This window comes from Undibacterium sp. GrIS 1.2 (assembly GCF_040544435.1).
GTDB lineage: Bacteria > Pseudomonadota > Gammaproteobacteria > Burkholderiales > Burkholderiaceae_D > Undibacterium.
This window is the reverse complement of sequence record NZ_JBEONP010000008.1, coordinates 17,656-36,718: the sequence shown is the minus strand read 5'-3', so window position 1 is coordinate 36,718 and position 19,063 is coordinate 17,656. Positions and strand designations below refer to the sequence as shown.

At 45.7% G+C, this 19,063-nt stretch carries 12 protein-coding genes; all 12 read right to left on the bottom strand.

The genetic code is table 11. The annotated features are described in order from the left end of the window. The 12 genes from AAKU61_RS05015 to AAKU61_RS04960 all read right to left on the bottom strand — a co-directional run bounded on the left by AAKU61_RS05015 (position 1) and on the right by AAKU61_RS04960 (position 18,792). Positions 1 to 1,494 carry a lipopolysaccharide biosynthesis protein gene (locus tag AAKU61_RS05015; protein ID WP_354330159.1) on the bottom strand — a complete coding sequence of 498 codons (1,494 nt, stop codon included), beginning with the start codon at positions 1,492 to 1,494 and terminating at the stop codon, positions 1 to 3. A gap of 99 nt (positions 1,495 to 1,593) precedes the next feature. Then, positions 1,594 to 3,903, bottom strand: coding sequence for a polysaccharide deacetylase family protein (locus tag AAKU61_RS05010; RefSeq protein ID WP_354330157.1), 2,310 nt, complete (start codon positions 3,901 to 3,903; stop codon positions 1,594 to 1,596). Positions 3,904 to 4,064: 161 nt separating this feature from the next. Beyond that, positions 4,065 to 5,429 (bottom strand): putative O-glycosylation ligase, exosortase A system-associated, encoded by a 1,365-nt coding sequence (locus tag AAKU61_RS05005; protein ID WP_354330155.1) that lies wholly within the window; start codon positions 5,427 to 5,429, stop codon positions 4,065 to 4,067. Between the two features lie 8 nt (positions 5,430 to 5,437). Further along, entirely contained in the window at positions 5,438 to 5,569 is a 132-nt protein-coding gene (locus tag AAKU61_RS05000; protein ID WP_354330153.1) for a hypothetical protein, read from the bottom strand. 224 nt (positions 5,570 to 5,793) lie between these two features. Then, positions 5,794 to 6,975, bottom strand: a complete 1,182-nt coding sequence (locus AAKU61_RS04995; RefSeq protein WP_354330151.1) for a glycosyltransferase family 4 protein — start codon at positions 6,973 to 6,975, stop codon at positions 5,794 to 5,796. Positions 6,976 to 7,320: 345 nt separating this feature from the next. Further along, positions 7,321 to 9,528, bottom strand: coding sequence for an RIFT barrel domain-containing protein (locus tag AAKU61_RS04990; RefSeq protein ID WP_354330149.1), 2,208 nt, complete (start codon positions 9,526 to 9,528; stop codon positions 7,321 to 7,323). A 134-nt stretch (positions 9,529 to 9,662) separates the two neighbouring features. Beyond that, positions 9,663 to 10,901, bottom strand: coding sequence for a pyridoxal-dependent decarboxylase, exosortase A system-associated (locus AAKU61_RS04985; protein ID WP_354330147.1), 1,239 nt, complete (start codon positions 10,899 to 10,901; stop codon positions 9,663 to 9,665). Between the two features lie 190 nt (positions 10,902 to 11,091). Next, on the bottom strand, positions 11,092 to 12,744 hold the full coding sequence (locus AAKU61_RS04980) for an acyl-CoA ligase (AMP-forming), exosortase A system-associated (protein ID WP_354330145.1): 1,653 nt from the start codon (positions 12,742 to 12,744) through the stop codon (positions 11,092 to 11,094). Positions 12,745 to 12,813: 69 nt separating this feature from the next. Then, positions 12,814 to 14,166, bottom strand: coding sequence for a PEP-CTERM-box response regulator transcription factor (prsR, locus tag AAKU61_RS04975; RefSeq protein ID WP_354330143.1), 1,353 nt, complete (start codon positions 14,164 to 14,166; stop codon positions 12,814 to 12,816). Then, on the bottom strand, positions 14,163 to 16,268 hold the full coding sequence (gene prsK, locus AAKU61_RS04970) for an XrtA/PEP-CTERM system histidine kinase PrsK (protein ID WP_354330142.1): 2,106 nt from the start codon (positions 16,266 to 16,268) through the stop codon (positions 14,163 to 14,165). Before prsK ends, prsR begins: the two co-directional genes overlap by 4 nt. A 27-nt stretch (positions 16,269 to 16,295) precedes the next feature. Beyond that, entirely contained in the window at positions 16,296 to 17,693 is a 1,398-nt protein-coding gene (locus AAKU61_RS04965; RefSeq protein WP_354330140.1) for a TIGR03013 family XrtA/PEP-CTERM system glycosyltransferase, read from the bottom strand. A gap of 226 nt (positions 17,694 to 17,919) precedes the next feature. Then, the gene (locus AAKU61_RS04960; RefSeq protein WP_354330138.1) at positions 17,920 to 18,792 is read right to left on the bottom strand and encodes a PEP-CTERM sorting domain-containing protein; all 873 of its coding nucleotides are present in this window, start codon (positions 18,790 to 18,792) and stop codon (positions 17,920 to 17,922) included. Between the last annotated feature and the right edge of the window lie 271 nt (positions 18,793 to 19,063).

Sequence of the window (19,063 nt, the reverse complement as noted above, 5' to 3'; positions counted from 1 at the left end):
TTAGGATGAGGTTGAATGGCGAATAAACGGCCAGCGGTTCAATCGGTTTTCTGCGATGCCCAGATCCAGCATGGTCTGACGGATTTGCTCCAGACCTTTCCGGTCCAGATACACAATCCAGAAAAAATAGGTCAGCATACCGACCATGACTTCTACCGCCAATAAAACCGGAATGGAATGGATCAACGGCAAGGCAATCGTTCTGGCTAATAAAACCGTTATACCCATCACCGTTGTTCCCAACAATACTGGCCATAAATTACGGTAATAAGACAGCATGGACATGCCAGTGATTTTGCTCACGTCGCTCAGCAGTTTGATGGACAGCAGCGGGTACAGCACGACCCAGACGATTGACACGCCACGTAATCCATCCAGCAATGCGCCGACGATTACACCCGACAACATCACCACGCTGCACATCGCGGTATAGGCAGAGAGTTTTTTCGCATGTCCGGTACTTGTCAGCACTTGTGATAACAAGGGATCGACCGATTTGATCAGTCCCATTAAACACAGGGCACTAAATGGGATAAGTACATCTATCCAATCTGGGCCTAGTAATACCAAGATTAATTCACGCGAACAAACCAACATGCCGATCAGAGCAGGGTAAGTAAGATAAGCAACCCCCCGTGTCAATTTGAGAACCACTGATGATAATTCTGATAAATTATTTTGAAGTTTAGAAAATAAAGGCGAAGCAACGTTAATAACTAGTGTCATGACTTGCGCAGTAGGCAAGGTTGCAATTGAAAAAGCAACATCGTAAATACCTAGTGCTTTTGCTCCCAGCATTTTTCCTATAATTGCTTTATCGGCGTTAGTATATAAATACCAAAATATACGTGTGCTAGTGACATGTAAGCCGTAAATAACTAAATTACTTGCTTCTCGTATCCCATACTTACCTTTCGGTCTCCATGATGAAAGTATAAAAAATCCTAAACTAGTAACGATGCTGGAAAAAACACTAGCCCAGACTAGTGACCAAGCGCCTTGTCCCAGAAACGCAAGCACCAGACTGACGATACTTTGTATTAGTGTCGCAAGAATATTCACGCCTGCGATTGCTTTAAATTGCATCTCTTTGCGCAAAAAAGCCATCGGTACTGTGCTAAATGCACCGAAGATAAAACTACTCGCCAGCACGGAGATCATGGCTTGTAATTCCGGATGTGCATAAAACTGTGCAATGGGTCCACTGGCAGCCAGTGTGATCAAAAATAAAACGATACTCACTAAGATCGCGATAACGAAACAGCCATTGACTTCTGTTGTAGACAGCTTGGTTTTTTGAACGATGGCAGAACCGATTCCAACTTCATTTAAAAATCCGATGAAGCTAACTACGATCATCGCAATTGCCATCAAGCCATAATCAGCCGGACTTAGGATGCGTGCCAGTATCAAGGTCGTACTTAGCGAAATAACTTTCCCCAAAGCGCTGCCAAGGCCAAGGTGACCCATCGCTCTGATTGTTTTTGATCGCATTTCACTACTCATACGCAGATTCTTTTACTTTCATTGGTAACTGATTTCTGTTGATAATCAGATTGATTTTATTGACCTGGATAGCAACGTACAGACTGGCTAATGGTGCTCGGAAATAATGAAAGCAGAGTTACCGCTAGGCTCACTCGCCTCTGCAAAAATTTGCGCCAATTGCCGCGCACGGTGCTTACGAGAAGACGCCTGCACCACGCTATCATCTGCAAGATGCGCTTGTCCCAAACGAAGTTTTTTGATGAACGCTCTAAGTGCAAGCGTAATCGCCTCAGCCGAATTCATCTCGGCTAAATCATGGAATCCTGCTACCTTGAGTGCACTAGCTGTATCGCCTGCGGGATCAAGTAATCCAAAAATCGGTTTGCGTGCTCGGAAGTATTCGTAAATTTTTGCGGGAATCTGTCGATTAAAGGGCGTTCCCTGAAACAGCAATAAACCCTGTACCTGCAACATTTCCGCCAACGCTTCACGATAAGGAACTGGTGCCGCGACATGGACAATTCCTTCCAGACCGTATTGTTGTATTAAGTCCTGAAAATACGCATCATCGCCAGGCGCACGCAGAATCACCTGAAAATGCTCTGGGTCTATCTCGCCCTGTGATTTTAAGCTAGAGATTGCCGCAAAGAATGCGCTAGGATCACGTCCCTCCGTGTATAAAACACCACTGTGCAACAGGGTAATTTTATTATCAGGTATTAAAGTGACGCTCTTTGCTGCCTGCTTTGCTGCCAGCTCTGCTGCAGCAAAACCATCCTCGTCATAACCATTCTCAATCACCACAAACTTCCCTTTGGCAACATCAGGAAATCGCTGTTGGTACGACTGCATTGCGCTGCGGGTAGTGAACATCGCTTTGGTGCAATGGCGTATGGTTTGACGTTCTATCCATTGGTACATTTTTCTTTGTAATTTATTCTTAGGATATTCTGGCTGTAACATCGGATCACGGAAATCGGCAATCCATGGCAAACCCGTTAATCTCTGCAAACAAAGACCAATTAAGTGCGCAGTAGAAATGGGAAACGTAGACCAGATCACTTCTGGCCGGTAGCGTCGGATCAGCATCAATCCCACCGGAACTGCGGAAAATAACCACGAGATCCAGCGATCAGGCAGTGCTATGATTTCGGGATAACGTCCGGCAATACCAAGGTGCCGTTTAGCGTCCAGGGCGTAAGACCGTTTCACAATCGTGCCGGCTGGAAGCTGATTCACCTGAGAGGAATTTTTTTGTTCGTAGGCCATGGGATGGGCGGACAACACCATCGGTTCCCAGCCCCACTCAGGTAAATTGCGGGTAAAACTCAAGGTACGTTGTATGCCACTACTGGCCGATTGCGGCGGAAAATGAAAAGCGATCAGCAAAGCGCGTTTTTTTAATTCTTCAATATTGGTGTTACCGTGAGATCCAAAGCCAGCGAGCCAGCGTAACAGGCGCAACTGAAACATAAAAGGCGTCGTGTCCCAAGGACGGCTACGCGGAATCTGAAAAAAATTGTCGGTCTTGACCGCGGCACCCATCGCGGTACTGAACGCGGCGACATAACCGGCCTCTCTTACCATAGTCATATGACGACCATCGAAGTCTTTACCGACTTTGCCGTTGGGATACGCAAACAAGCGTAATGGCTTACCGATGATCTCCTCCAAAACCTTTTTGTTTTGAACAATTTCGTATCGGGCTACGTCATCTTCTAATTTAGTCAGGATGGGATGCGTGATCGTGTGACCACCAATTTCTACTCCGGAGTTAGAAAGATTGACTAGCATCTCGCGTGTCAACATCAATCCGGCACCGAGGTTATCACCCGCTAATTTTTCTAGCTTGCGAATGACATTGAGGCGTCCATCGGCTGACAAATATTTGGAATCATCGTTAATCTTTTTAACCAGTTGATGCCTGTCCTGCATCGTATGTACTTGATGGACGCCCATCGCAATATCACGTAAATCCAGCTCACCGTTTGGCACCCGGCGGATCGCCTCAATGATTCTGTCGTTCCACATATTGCCCTCACCCAAATAGGCGGTGGTGACAAAGATGGTGGCGGGCAAATTGAATTCCTGCAAGATCGGCAATGCCAAATCATGTGTCGACCGATAACCATCGTCAAAGCTGATACAAACTGCGCGCGGTGGAACACGGCCTTCCTTCAACGCGGTGATTGCATCGAATAAAGGCAGTACATTGAAATTTCTCGCCAATGCTTTCATCTGCCAATAAAACGTGCTGACATCCGGCTCGGATTCCAGCAAGGGATCAGCGTGTTCCAGTATCCGGTGGTAAGTAATGATGCACACTCGTCCCTCTGAACTGAGTTGTGCAATACGATTGCCGATGCTGCGAATAAATTGCGATGAGAGTAGGGCGTTCTGTTTGTGTGCAGCCATATAATTGCAGCCCCGTTATTCGAGCATATCGAGCATGGATCGTATTCTTGAAGCGAAAAGCCACATGTCAAACTGATGCGGCGTTCTCATTTTTGGACGATGATATAAAACCGTAATGTTACAATAAATGCATGAAAATTAATATTCAAGATTGTGTTTTATTAGGGCTTAGCTGGGATAATTTGCTGTTTTTGTTGAAGTAAAGGTTCTTGCTCTCTTTTTTCCTGATCTTTAATGACGGAGGGCAATATTTTGTATTCAAGGACGATCACGATGGCAAACAAAGCGTAAATCATATCGAAGTACGCAAAACTCAAAGCAGCGCCACCGACAGCGTAAGCAAAAATAGAGAGCCTCACCATTGTCGCCAGATTGAATAGCCAATCAGGCCCATTCGCCTCGCGGGTTTTTTTAGCGACTTTGCCTGCGTTGACAAAAGACAGTCCCAGAATCGACACAAAAATCAGCAAGCCGACAAATCCATGATCGCCTAGTACCTGAAAATAAATACTGTGTGCGGCACGAGATAAGAAGGGATTCGGTACCGCTGTTCCGGTATAAAAGAAGGGATAAAGATTGAAATCCTGGCTGAGTGAATACCAGACAATACCGTTCTCCAACGCTTTAAATCCGCCGCCAAACAGAGGATGCTGAGTAGCAAGAATAAACGAGAGCTTCCAGGCAATCACCCGCCCCATAAACGAGCCGTCTTCACTCGCATTACTGATGGTATCCATACGAGAGAACCATTCGGCAGGAATCAAACCTATCATCGCACTACCGATGCAGACAAATAAAATTGCGAATAAGACTTTGCGCTTGCTCTTGATGAACAGATAGCCACCAACAGATGCCAGCGCCACCATGCCGCCGCGCGAGCTGGTGCCAATAATCGCAGTAACGACTAGTACGATCAAACCTAGCAGACCGAACTTCAATATCCAAGATTTCTTGCCGTACTCACCTAGCAAATAAAAACAAATGGGAAGCAACATCGCCATCGCTAGTGCCAGCTCATTGCGGTCACCAAGTACGTGTCCAGCCATACCTTCGATATTGTGCGCGCCGCCGCTAGAAATGTATTTGAGCCCTTCAATACCGGCATAGAAACCGACTGAAAAAATCAGGCACCACAGAAAAAAATCCAGGTGAAGTTTTTTCTCCATGACCAGTATCACGAACAAGAACAGCGCCAATACTTTAGTCAGGCGTCCCCAGAAATCCCAGGTCACATCAGCGATGCCAATGCCAAACAAACTACTCAGCGTGGTCCAGATAAAAAATAAAATGACTAGTACGCCGACATTACCTAGTTTTACTTTGGGTTTTCGTTTAGAGACTAAATACACGCCGATAGTAGCGGCAGCAAATAGGAGGTTATAACGTAGCGTCGCAGCCATGCCGTAGACCCAGCCGTTGGGATTGAACAAGGCAGTCCAGATCCACAGGCCAAGACCGATAAAAGGTCGCTGCAAGATGACGTAAATGAGCAGCGGTAATACTGCGAGCAAAACAATATCACGCATGCGGTTCTCTATTCCTTGATATCAGTGACGGCAGCCTGTTCGGCTTGTTCGCGCGCTTGTTCTTGCTTATCTTGTCGGATTGCCCAAAAGCACAGATAAACCACAGCCACTAAATTCATAGCCCAAAGTGCACTTTCCACGACGTCTCCTGATGAATGGATGTTTGCTTTAATTCCTTGGTGCTGAATCACTTAGCACCGGATGGACGGGCAAACAACCGTAATTTAGTTCGAGGGGATTATGCCGATAAACACATACTCCCCCTATTTTTTATAAAATAAGTCTAATTGTCCAAATAATCTCTGGACGATTAAAATATACTCATTATGAGTATATTATTTAACTACCTAAACTTGACTGCTTTCTAGCCTGCAGAAGCACGTTCTAAAATCTGCCTGAATAATGTCAGTTGTCCTTGGGTAGTCGCTTCCCAACTAAAATGCTCAGCATAACGACGCGTCGCTGCCCGATCTGGATAATCGGACCGCAAGCGCTGGACGGCTTGCACCAAAGCAGTGGGCGTCCGCTCAGCCATCAACACTCCAGCTTCTGGCGCGGCGACTACTTCCGGCGTACCCCACACTGTGCTGGCCACAACTGGCGTACCGCATGCCATGGATTCCAGCAATACATTCGCCCAACCTTCGCGTTCAGACGCTAAGATCATAGCATCGGCAGCACCGTAGTATGTCCTTAACTCGTCTTGTTTTAAGGCGCCTAAAAATGTCACCCGGTCGGCAACTTTTAAATCGATTGCCTGTTGCTCCAGTGCCTGCCTGAGCATGCCATGGCCGGCGATCAACAAGCGCATATCTGGCAACAAAGGCATCGCACGGAGGATCAGCTCATGTCCTTTAACAGGTACAAGATGCCCAACTGTAAGCAAAGTGAAATGGTCTAAGCCTAGCGCCTTACGCGCCACGATCCTGTCGACAGGGCGGAACAATTGCAAATCAACACCATTGCGCAGAGAGACGATCTTCTTAGCATTGACACCCAAACGTACCAGCTCGTCTTTTAATGCATTGCAAACGGTAATGATGCCACCGACCTCTGCTGCGGCCTGCAAAATCATGTTGCGCGGCTTGGTAAAGCTAGGTAATAAAGTGATGTCAGATCCGCGTGCGGTAATCACAACTGGCTTATTAAAGTATTGACCTAACTTGCTGGCGGCTACGCCATCAGGATAAAAATAATGTGCGTCTATCAAATCAAAATCGTAGCCTTCATCGATCATCTTTGCGATACAAGGTTTTGCCGCGCGCACCAACATCTGAGGTGCGATGTTCATACCGATTTTTGGTGGCAAAAAGTAGCGAGGATGATCTACCGACATACCAAAACGGTTCTCATGCAGCGGCACTTTGGCAAAACTCGCATAGTCACCAAAATAGGCATTGGTACTTGGAAACCAAGGTACAGGTGCGACTACCCTGGTACTGACTTGACCGCTGGCAATCAAATGACGCAAACGAGTCTCGACAAAAATGCCGTGACCAGGGCGCTGTGCATTGGGAAATAAGGTACTAAAAGTCAATAACTGCATGCGTTTTCTGTCTTGCTCAAGCGGAGGCAGCCGACGCCTGCTGGAAATTATTTTGAAATGGGAGCTGATCCTGCGTTACCAAATTTGCCTGTTGCGAGTGATAGATATAGCGCATTACTTGATCTATTACTTGATCTATTACTTGATCTATTACTTGATCTATTACTTGATCTATTTCTTCCCTCAGCCAGACGGTTTGCTAAGTTTGCTGCGTTTACTTAGCTTTAATTTTAGTAGCAAATTATAAAGATATTTTCCGGTTCAGGTGCAATTATCTTGAGCCCATTTTTGTATCCCGCATGGTGCGAGTACAAGATAATTACACCAGAACGAACATATTTTTAATTATCGAGGTACCACCGCAAATTGGGGATTGGTGGAGTAATCAGGTTTGACCGAGCGATTCATAAAAATTTGCCAGGCGTTAGCGCCGCCTGTCACGCCAGAATCTACGCTGTATGCCAGCGCCGGTTGCATATTTGATGGAAAACCTTCTGTTCCGTTGGAGTACCCAGTCATCTCACCGACCTTTAATCCCAGGTTAGCCGCCATCGCAGCACTGCCGCAGGCCAAGGAGGTCAAAGTGCTTGGGCTGCTGGCTAAATAAGCCTGCCCGATCGTCGTGTAGTAACTACTGGTCGCGGTATCTCTGACATTCATCGAATAAATCGCGCCTAAAATCCAGCAATAGCTAGGGTCAGCCATACGACTGATAGGGAATTTCGCCTTCCATTGCAGTAACGGCGCTGCTTGTGTAAAGCCTAGTTCAGTTGCATGCCCTGCTGCCGAGGTGAAGAAATCATCCATCCAAGGCGCAATACCACGGTTGGCAACGCCTTGCGCATCGGGATACGCGGTTGAATAAGCGTCGAAAATTGCGCCCAGTGTATTTTTGGGATCACGGTTGTTGCTGTAACTGGCGTTATACCAATCTAGATTATTAGATAAAAATTGTGCGAATTGCGCTTTGAACGCATCTTTATCAGGCGTGATGTAAGCAGCCTCGGCAAGGGTACGTAAAATCCATGCCTGTCCGCGGACTGGCGTGCGGTTAAACAAACCTTTGATATTGTCGCGGTAACCGGGATTACTCTGAAACAGATTCCACATCGTCCAGAATTGCAATTCTTCCAGATGATAAAAATCACCTGTCACCAGATATGGCAAGTAAGAAAAAGAAGGTTCGTGATTAGAATCAGCAACATTCGGATTGGTGCAAACCCCGCCACAGATAGGAAATGCCTCTAGCTTCTTGGTAACTGGATTCATGGTGTCGCCTGAATTTCCCAGTACCGTCATGTAGGGATAATCCATCAAACTGATCGGCCTGTCGGTATTTTTATCGCGGTAATGCATGGACCAGCTACCTGCCAGATCAGCCGTACCTAAGGTCACGTTTTTTGCATCTTTATCCATGCTCAACAAATAATTTGCAGCCCAGCCGGGCACCAAACCGATATCAGGTCGCCCTCCCGGTCCTGGCATATAAGGTTGCGCAATGCCACTGCCCATAGGCTCAGTGACGACCCCAACAAATCGGCTACGCAACGTTGCAAAAGAGGCCGTGGAAAACACGATACTCTGATCATAGTTAGGTATCGCTTTGGTTTTAATTAAATACGCGGTGTTATGCTGCAGATGCACTTGCGGCTCTGCGCCCCACCAAACGACTTTGCGCCAGCGGGCATGGTGGTAATGCGTCAACGCGGACTTGGAATACACTGTCTGACCAGACACAAGAATTTGCGCATCATAGGTCAAATTTTGTGGTGCTGGCTCATAAGCCCAATTGTTTTCAATAGTGATATCGACCTTCGCCTTGCTCAAGCCGGTAAATGATCTGATGGCAAAACGTGCTGTGAGGTGCGGATGTGCGACGCCTTGCGCCGTTGTTAAAGGTGCAGAGACCACCCATTCATTGGCGATAGGTCCGGCTAGCCAAGTGATGTATTTACCACCGCGTAATAGCGCGTCGGCCGAGGCGGTATAGGTTTGCCCAGCTAAATTGACACTCACACTAGAAGTAAAGCCAGCATTAACTAAGCCAATCGGGTTGACGGCTACCGGAGCAGTTACAGCACCGCTTGTTTTGACTAAGCTCAATGCTTGTAATTGAGTAGGATTTTGCGCAGGCAATTTGGGGATAAGGACCGAGATAATCGCATGACGCAAAGAACCATCGGGGTGCGTCGCTTTTGCATCAACTTGGATAGGAACAGCAGTACCGTCACTCAACTTACCGGCAAGGATAGATGACGAAGGTACGTCACCGGGAGCAAACACCTGACCAAAAGTGACTGGCGTATTCGTCTGGTCTGTGCTGCCAGTATTTTGGAATTTAATATCCGTAATTATTTGCGACGAGGTGGTTGCCGTTGAACCAGTTTGGGAACCACTAGTCGTGTTGGAGGGGGCCGTTGTTGAGGCTGCTGCGTTGGCGCTATCTGCGGATGTGGATGGAGCGGACGAGGAGCCACCACATGCGGACAATAGCAGGCTGAAAAATGTGCAATGAAAGAGATAAATCTTTGACGCGAAGTTCGGTGATTTCATGATAATTCCAATGCACATGTTGAATAGCCTCCACAAGCAAGACTATTTATTAACCCATGTTAATGTATTTTAAGACGGATGTTTGATGAAAAAATGTAAGCGCGAGAAGAATGTGTTTTAGTAAATTGACGCAATTACACTAATACTTCTATCGCTTTAGGATGTCCCAAAAAATCGTAAGGACTTGCAGACAGACCATAAGCACCCGACTGGAACACGACAATATAATCGCCGATTTGCGTTTGTGGCAACATCATCTCGTCAGCAATGAGATCTAAAGGAGTACAAAGCGGACCCACTACCGACACTGTCTCTACTATCGTTGATGGTGAAAAATTTACCGTCGTAACGGGATAATTTTTGCGAATGACCTGGCCGAAATTTCCTGATGCGGCTAAATGATGGTTAAGGCCGCCATCAATCACCAGAAATATCTTACCGCGTGACAATTTACGATCAATCACTTTAGCGACATAGATGCCCGCCTCACCAACCAGATAACGTCCGAATTCCAATGCCACTCGAATATCGGGGAAAACCGAGCGTATTCTTTCCATGCAGCTGACTAAATGAACACCAATCGGCGCTATATCGAGCGGCAACTCTCCAGGGAAATAGGGAATACCAAATCCGCCGCCAAGATTGAGATGTCTTAGTGGTTTGCTGGCATGCTGCGCCAGAGCGATCGCTAGTTCAATGCTCTTGGTCTGCGCCTCCATGATGGCATCCGCTTTTAAGCTTTGTGAACCACTAAAAATATGGAAGCCAAACCAGTCTACGCAGTCTATATTTAGCGCTGCTATCCGCTGTAAAACTTGTGGCACTTGCTCGGCATCAATCCCGAACTGCTTGGCGCCCCCGCCCATTCTCATGCCAGAGGATTTAAGCTCAAAATCAGGATTGACCCGTATCATTACTTTGGCTTGTATCGTCAGGCGTTGTGCGAGCTGATGCAAACGCTCCAGCTCCCCCTCTGATTCAAGAATAATCATTGCGCCGGAGGCCAAGGCTTGACTTAGTTCGGCATCGGTCTTACCAGGACCCGCAAAACTAATATTGCCTGGTGATGTGCTGGTATCGAGAGCGCATTTCAGCTCACCGGCAGAAGCGACATCCAGACCATCGACTAAACCTGCCATATGTTGCACAACTGCTGGCATAGGATTGGCCTTGATGGAGTAATGCAGATAAATGTCTTTGGGCAAGGACTGGCGCAAATGCTGCACTCTTGCCGTTAGCAAGTCTCTGTCATACGCAAAAAATGGCGAGCTACCGATCCGCTGCGCCAGTCTTGGCAATGCGATCCCGCCAATTTGAAGACAACCATCTTTGGTAGCAAATTGAGTTTGGGATGCGTGCACAGGTTTCTTCATTTTATACAAGGCTTAGCGAAATCTAATTGGGGGCACAGAAGTAACAGAGAAAACTCTTATGTTGAATCATCTTGAGACAGCAAATATCCATATACTCCCCCTACTTTTTAAAGAATATGCCGTATAGACTAGGTTTATTATGGACACTCTATATATACTCATAGAGAGTATTTTTAAACCATACTATAAGTCAGGGCTGAAACCGATCTGCGAATCGCAATTGCAATGCCTTACGATCAATTTTCCCATTGGGATTTCTTGGCAACGCGGACGACTGAATTTCTATATGCGCTGGCACCATGTAGGAAGGCAAACGTCGTTGACACTCTTTGCGCAACACATCAGGATGCAAATCTACTCCCTCAGTATGGCTGGCAACCAGAATAATCGCTTGCCCGGTGACTGGGTGCGGCACGGCAAATACGGCAATCTCTGCCACTCCCTCGACCACATGCACGATGTCCTCGACTTCGGTAGGACTAATCCGGTAGCCAGAGACTTTGATCATCTCGTCCTGACGCCCGATAAAATACAGATAACCCTCCTTATCACGCCGCACTGTATCACCGGACCAGACTGCAATCTCGGGGAGAGGCAAGCCCGTAAGCTGCGCACTACTATGTTTGCCAAGCGGCTTAAAACGTTCAGCCGTTTTTTCCGGATCATTCCAATACCCCAGCGATACTAAGGGACCACGGTGTACCAACTCGCCCTCCTCTTCGGGCTGGCAATGCTGTCCGTCTTTGTTAATCACTAAAATCTCAGCATTAGGAATTGCGCGGCCAATAGAGTCAGGCCGATGATCAACCTCGGACGGTGGTAAATAAGTAGAGCGAAATGCCTCCGTTAAACCGTACATCAGATAAATCTTGATATCTGGCAGATGCGTACGCAAAGCATTCAGCGTCATTTTCGGCATCGCTCCGCCAGAATTGGTGAGATACCGCAAGGAGGTTTTTGCTGGCCATTTTTGTTGGCTGAGCTGGATCCATAGCGGTGGAACACCCGCCAAACCAGTAATTTTTTCTTCCTCAATCATATTGATAATATCGCGAGGAAAAAGATAATTCATTAAAACTACAGTAGCGCCGACAGCAAAACCCGTCGTGAGTTGACTCAATCCATAATCGAAACTCAGCGGCAAAGCAGCCAAAATTCTATCTTGCGGATGATTCTCTAAATAGCTGGTAACGCTGTTAGCGCCAACCAAGAGATTGCGATGAGACAACACCACGCCTTTGGGCTTACCTGTGCTACCGGAGGTGTAAAGAATCGCTGCCATATCACTGTCGATACAGCGATGCGGTAACAATGGTTGATTAGGTAGTTTTTGCGACTGCGATTTTGTCGGTGGCGTTTTCTCTGTCTGCTGTTGTGCTTTGGCGTTTTCTAATCCGATGTCCCAAGAAGCGATTTTAACTTGCGCAACATTCAAGGTAGATTCGCTCGCGCCAACAAGAAAGATCGTATGCAAATCAGGACATTGCACCAAAACCTGAGCAAGCGTGCTTAAGCGCTCCGCCGAAGTCACCAGGATTTTGACATTGCAATCACCCAGGATATGAGCGACTTGGTCGGGTTTCAGTAAAGGATTGATTGGCACAAAGGTCGCGCCAGCTGCAGATGCGCCGAATAAAGCTGGCACGACTTCCAAGCGCTTTTCCAGATAGACCGCCACACGCTCGCTGCGCTGTAAATCTGCTGATAAATATAGCTGAGCCGCGAGTTTTGTATAGTCTTCCAAATCAGCATAAGTCCAGCGCTGACCTTGATAGCACAACGCCTCTGCCATCGGCAACCGATGAGCGCTATGTTCAATTAACTCGTGAACGAGATCGACCATTGATAAATCATCTGTATATGCATTGGCATGTAGGGGTTTAAATACGTCAGTTGTACATGCTACTGGCATCTATTTAATCGCATGGCGATTCATTAAGTCATACAGAGTAGGTCGACTGATCCCCAACAATTCTGATGCTTTTGCGATGTTGCCATCGACTCGGGCGAGTGCTTTAACAACTGCTTTATGCTCGGCTTCTTCACGTATTTGACGCAAATTAATCGGCGCTTCCTCTACCGGCTCTGAAGATAATCCTAAATCGTCTGCAGTAATTTGAGGACCATCCGCCATAATAATCGCGCGTTTGATGCAGTTCTCCATCTCACGCACATTACCAGGCCAGGTGTGCGCCTCTATCATCGCTAACGCATCCTGACTAAAACTCAGACCCGGACGACCTTCTTTAGCATTAAATTTATTCTTGAAGTGATGCGCCAATAATGCGGCGTCACCGGCACGTGCAGCCAGAGGCGGAATATTGATCACGATTTCACTCAGACGATAATACAAATCTTCCCTAAACCGCCCAGTTGTTGTGAGCTCTTTTAAGTTCTGATGGGTCGCACAGACAATGCGTACATCTACCGGAATTTCTTTGTGCCCGCCGATACGTTCAACTACTCTCTCTTGTAAAAACCGTAGCAGCTTCGCCTGCAATGCCATCGGTAAATCACCAACTTCATCCAGAAAAAAAGTGCCTTCATTCGCCAGCTCAATTTTGCCTAGATTCTGCTTCACGGCACCAGTAAACGCGCCTTTTTCGTAACCGAATAATTCACTCTCCAGCAAATTCTCTGGAATTGCGGCGCAGTTGATCGCCATAAAACGCTTGTCTTGACGCGGACTCAGTTGATGCAATGCGCGCGCCAATACTTCTTTCCCGGTACCGCTGTCACCCAACAACATGACGGAAGCCGAGGATGGTGCTACTTTTTCTATACTACGACAAACCTTCATCATGCCTGGGTCACGGCTAATCACGCCAGACATCGGTGAGCTTGACTGCATTTGCAACATGCGGCGGTTATCTTGCTGAAGCGCATGTAAGTAGAATGCACGCTCGATCACTAAGCCAAGCATTTCTGGATCAAATGGTTTTTGATGAAAATCATAGGCACCCATCGCAATCGCCTTAACAGCGTTATCACGCTCCTGATTACCGGATAAAACAATTACTTTGGTATCTGGTGCCATCGATAAAATTTGCTGCAAAATGGCAAGACCTTCTGTTGCTCCATCTGGGTCTGGTGGCAATCCGAGGTCCATCGTAACAACGGCAGGCTCGTGGCGCCGCACCTGCGCTAATGCGCTTTCTCTATCACCTGCAACTACCACCTCATACGCATCAAAACTCCAGCGTAATTGTTTTTGTAGCCCAAGGTCATCTTCAATAATGAGCAGTTTTCTTTTCTCTTGGCTCACATTATTACCTTTTGTGTTTTAACATTTTGCGAAGCATTCGCTTGATCTGAAAAATGGCAAGGTAAGATCACTTTGAAACTGCTGCCGACCGATACACGGCTACTAATTTCAACTCGTCCGCCGAGCTCATCAATATATTCTTTGGTCTCGAAAACACCGATACCCATACCAGCTACTTTAGTTGACACAAATGGGCTGAAGAGTTTTTCACGGATAAATTCTTCCGACATCCCGACCCCTGTATCTTTTATCTCAATTACGGCAAAGTTGTTCTGTTTGCTTAGTACGATTGTTACTTCGCCGTCATTAGGTGTAGCCTCAATCGCATTTTGGATCAGGTGACCAATGACTCTTTCTAAACGCTCCCAATTAGCAAACACTTTTATTGCGCCACTACGTATATCTAATTTCGGCTTGGGCTGATATGGTGATTTAGATTCCACAGCCTTTTGTAATAAGTCATCCAAAACAACTACCGTTGCCTGATCTGCCGACGCCCCTCGACTTAACTTTTGCAGCAAGACTTTCATCTTCTGGACTGAGTGATCTATCGTATCAATCATGTCTTTTTGAAATTCGGGATTGTCCTTATGTTTTTCCGCATTCGATAACAATAGCGACAATTGCGCTACCAGATTTTTCAAGTCATGCACCATGAAGGTAGACATACGATTAAAAGACTCGAACTGTCTTGCAATCATTAAACCATTGGCCGATTCTTGCTGCGCCAGATAACTGGCGGCCTGAATCCCCGCAATTTTTAATAAATCCAATACTTCCCAATTCAACTTGATCTTACTGCGGGATTGGGCAAGAACAATAAAACCAAATAATTTACTATTGAAGATCAGCGGTAAAACTAGCCAAGCTCTCGGGTATTCTCGCAACCAGGTTGGAATAACGGTATCGTCATACGGATTGATGTGTTCGTCCGTACTTTGTAAGTCAATTACCCACTGCTTCTCTTCTAATAAACGGCAAAAAGCACTATCCAAAGGTTCGATAGACTCTCTTAAAGGCATATTCCAATGGCTGACCGGCTCACAATTTCCCGACTCTCGCCTGACGTATAAGGCACCGGCAGGACTCTCCACTAATTCCGCCAAAGCGCGAATCACCCGCTCATCCAAGTCTGTGCCACCAACAGAAAGCGTGCGGGTAAAACGCATCCACTCTTCTCGATAGTCGTAATTATAGTTGTAAAAATGCTTACTTATAAAAACTTTAAGCCAAGAACGTACAGATCCGGAAAAAAGTAAGACGACCAGCAAAATGACGGCCCCAAAAAGAAAGGCCACTTGCATGACCGTCCCCCAATTGCCACCAAAAAATCGGAGGTAATATCCTGCAGCAGCCATCGCTAACAAATAAAATGCCGCACCGAATAGCGTTGCAGAGTGAAACAACATTTTCCTGGATACTAATATTCCGAGTGACCATTTTGGATTGCGGGCAACAGAAATTGCAATCAAAGGAACACTAAGCGAGTTGACGATACCTCTGGCAGCCCAAATTTCTGGATTAACCGCGCGAAACAACATCGCATCGCTGTACAGATAAAAATCATAGGCAAACAAGCCGCCTATACCAAGGCAGGCAAATTTAATTCCCCATCGCCCTTGATCAGACATATTTCTAAAAAATTGCTCGACTAACAAAAGACCAATCACGGCCATGGCAACTCGGCCAAAAGTATCACTAGCGAGACGAATCTGTTCACGAAATACGCTCTCCGAGCTAGCGTGCACATAAATAGTGGCAACAAATAGCGTCACCAAAAATACCAAAATAAAACGTGAATAAGTTGTGGCTCGCGACCAGGAAAATACTTTAGGAGGAGCCTGTGGATTGAGTAATACGAGTAAAAATAAGATCCAGCTCGCTCCTCTAGCAACTTCTAAAGACTGCGAGAAAAGTGATAAAGGAATACCCGTTAAAGCATGATAAGCAAGAATGGCAGACGACCACGCAGTCAGCATGCAGGCAATTGTCAAGGACAGCCAATGAAGCCGGCCTCGCCATAAAGTCATCAAAACAATGGATAACAGTAAAAACGCTGATGCAGCGATGGTGTAACTAAGCGAAGCGACACTAATCAGCATCTAATCTACTTTCTTGAGGCGGGCGTGTTACCTAGCACCTTTGCCTAGCAAAACGACCTGTACTGTTTCCAACAAAATCAAAACATCTAAAAAAAGACTATTGTTTTTGACGTAATACAAATCATATTGCAGCTTTTGCAAAGAATCTTCTACCGAGGCTCCGTAGGCATATCTCACCTGAGCCATACCGGTAATACCTGGCTTAATGCTGTGCCGCAAATTATAAAAAGGAACATCTTTGCATAGCTGATCTACAAAGAAAGGCCTTTCAGGGCGAGGGCCAACAAAACTCATTTCGCCTTTCAAGACATTCAGTATTTGAGGTAATTCGTCAATGCGCAACTTGCGGATGATCTTACCGACTCTAGTAACACGTGGATCATTCGTTGTTGCCCATTGCGGATTACCAGCTCGCTCAGCATTCGTACCCATACTACGAAACTTCAAAACCATATAGGTTCTGCCGTCTTTCCCGACTCGCTCTTGCTTATAAAGGATGGGGCCACGATCTTCCAAATAAATAAGACAAGTAGTAATTAACATGACAGGCGACGCCAACAAGAAAATAATCGCACTGGCGAATAAATCAAAAATCTGTTTAATAATTCGCCGCAAAAAATTCTGATTAAATCCATCACCAAAGACGAGCCAGCCAGGCTGTAAAGACTCAACGCGAATTTGACATGCCTCGCGCTCAAAAAAGGCCGCAGCATCAATCACTCTCACGCCACTTAATTTGCACTCAAGCAAATCATCAATCGGAAATTGTGAGCCACGTCGATTTTGTACTGCAACCACAATTTCATCTGCATTATATTTTTCAGCAAGGGTACTTAAGCGAGTGTTCGCGGGGAAAAAATTGACATTAACAACCTGGCAATCTTCATCACTAACTGGCATAAAGCCTAATATTTCATATTCATGATGGGCTGAATTACTCAAAGCAAGTTCACAACACTCCTTTGCAATAGCGCCACTTCCAAGAAAGATAATCCTTGACCGTAAAACGCCAGATTGCGATGTCTTAAATATTAAAACTCGCGCCACCAAAATGCCGATAGCGGCAATAACCAACACAATACCCAGCATACCTCTGCCAATATACAAAGTCGGCAGCACATAAAATACTAAGGTAATGAGGATTAATGCCATGGCAAACGAAGGCATCAGACGAAGAAATGTATTACGAATACCCTCTCTAAAATTGATCTGATACATGCCCAATGCACTCATGCTAAATACGACTGCAAAGGCAAATACACAGGCAGTTTGAAAAAAACTATTAGACGAGGATGAAAACGGAAGTTCATGATCAACATCACGAATCATTGCTCCAAAATAAACTGATACCAGCGAAATGCTGAATTCAATCAAGAGCAAAATCGAAGTGATACGTGATACGTGGTGGTTGGCGATTCTGAACATCTATGCTCCACAGCCCAGCAACAAATTAATTGCAAAAAAAACATTATTCATATAGAGATTACTATATTTTTTGCAATTTTTACAGTGATTAATAAAAATGAAATATATTCTGCGCAGAATGCAACAGCCCAGAATATTTTTACCATTACTTAAGTAAAGACTGGTAAATGCAAAAAAGCTGCCTGATTACTATCAGGCAGCTTCCAACAAAAAAACTTGTTTTATATTATTTTGCTTTACGGCGCAGACTAGCCAGACCTGCCAAACCCAATCCCAACAAAGCGATAGATGCTGGCTCTGGAATTTTATTGGATCTGATTGGATCATTGATCAAACCGGTGAAGCATTGACCTGCGCTGATCTGTGCGCTTGTGCAAACACCCGAACCAGCATCAGCACCGTTGTCACTCAAAGTATATTTACCGTCAAAATCGTGTCCGAATTGAGCGTTTGTATTCCATGAGCTGTAAGCAGTTCCGCCAACAACATCACCGAAAAACGAACCCTTGCCGTCAGCTGGCAAGTTTGTAGAAGTCGCTTGCTGTACCAACGTTGATTGAGTTTCATCAGCTGTTGGATCAAATCCGCCAGCAACATTAACCAATTGCTTTCCTGCACCAAACACTACTTGCAAATAAGCTGGGCCGAGACCTGCAAACGCTGAATAGCTATTGAATCCTGTACGATCGTTTGGATTTGCGTTGAAATCGGAATCCAAAGCATTAATCTTTGTTGCAGAGCGATATACATCCAAATGGATCAATCCATCTGAAGTGCCGCCAGTCGCACCAATGTTGTAGATATTAAAACCGGATGCAGTTGAGACGATATTCAAATCTGCAATGCCGTAAATCATGTAATACAAATAACTACCATCAGACAAACCAGCAGCCCAGGATTTGCCGCCTGTACCCAAGATCTGAGTAATTGAGCCTACACCCCAAGTTGTTTCGTTGCTGCCAGCTGTTGTATTTGTTTCAGTTGTTAAACCGACCAATTTGATATTCAAATTGCCAGTAAGATCATCCAAAGTTGTTGCACCGGCTGACAATGATGCCAAGCCCAAGGATGTTGCTGCTATCCATTTTTTCATGTTCATATTAGTTCTCCACATTTGTTTAGGGCGCGGTTAATTGAGCGTCGACGTCATATAAGCAAATGCTGTGCCACTATTTACCGTTAATATATTCTCATAGGAGAACCCAGTACAAATATCGGTTTTAATGAAAAAAATCATCCTATATTTAGATCTGCTGTAAGAAAAATCGACAGCTTTAAAATGTAAATAAACAGGCTATTTGTCTATGGAGATGCCGCATGGAAATAGCTGTTATCTCTATTAATTACCTACCGGAACGTTAACTAAATTT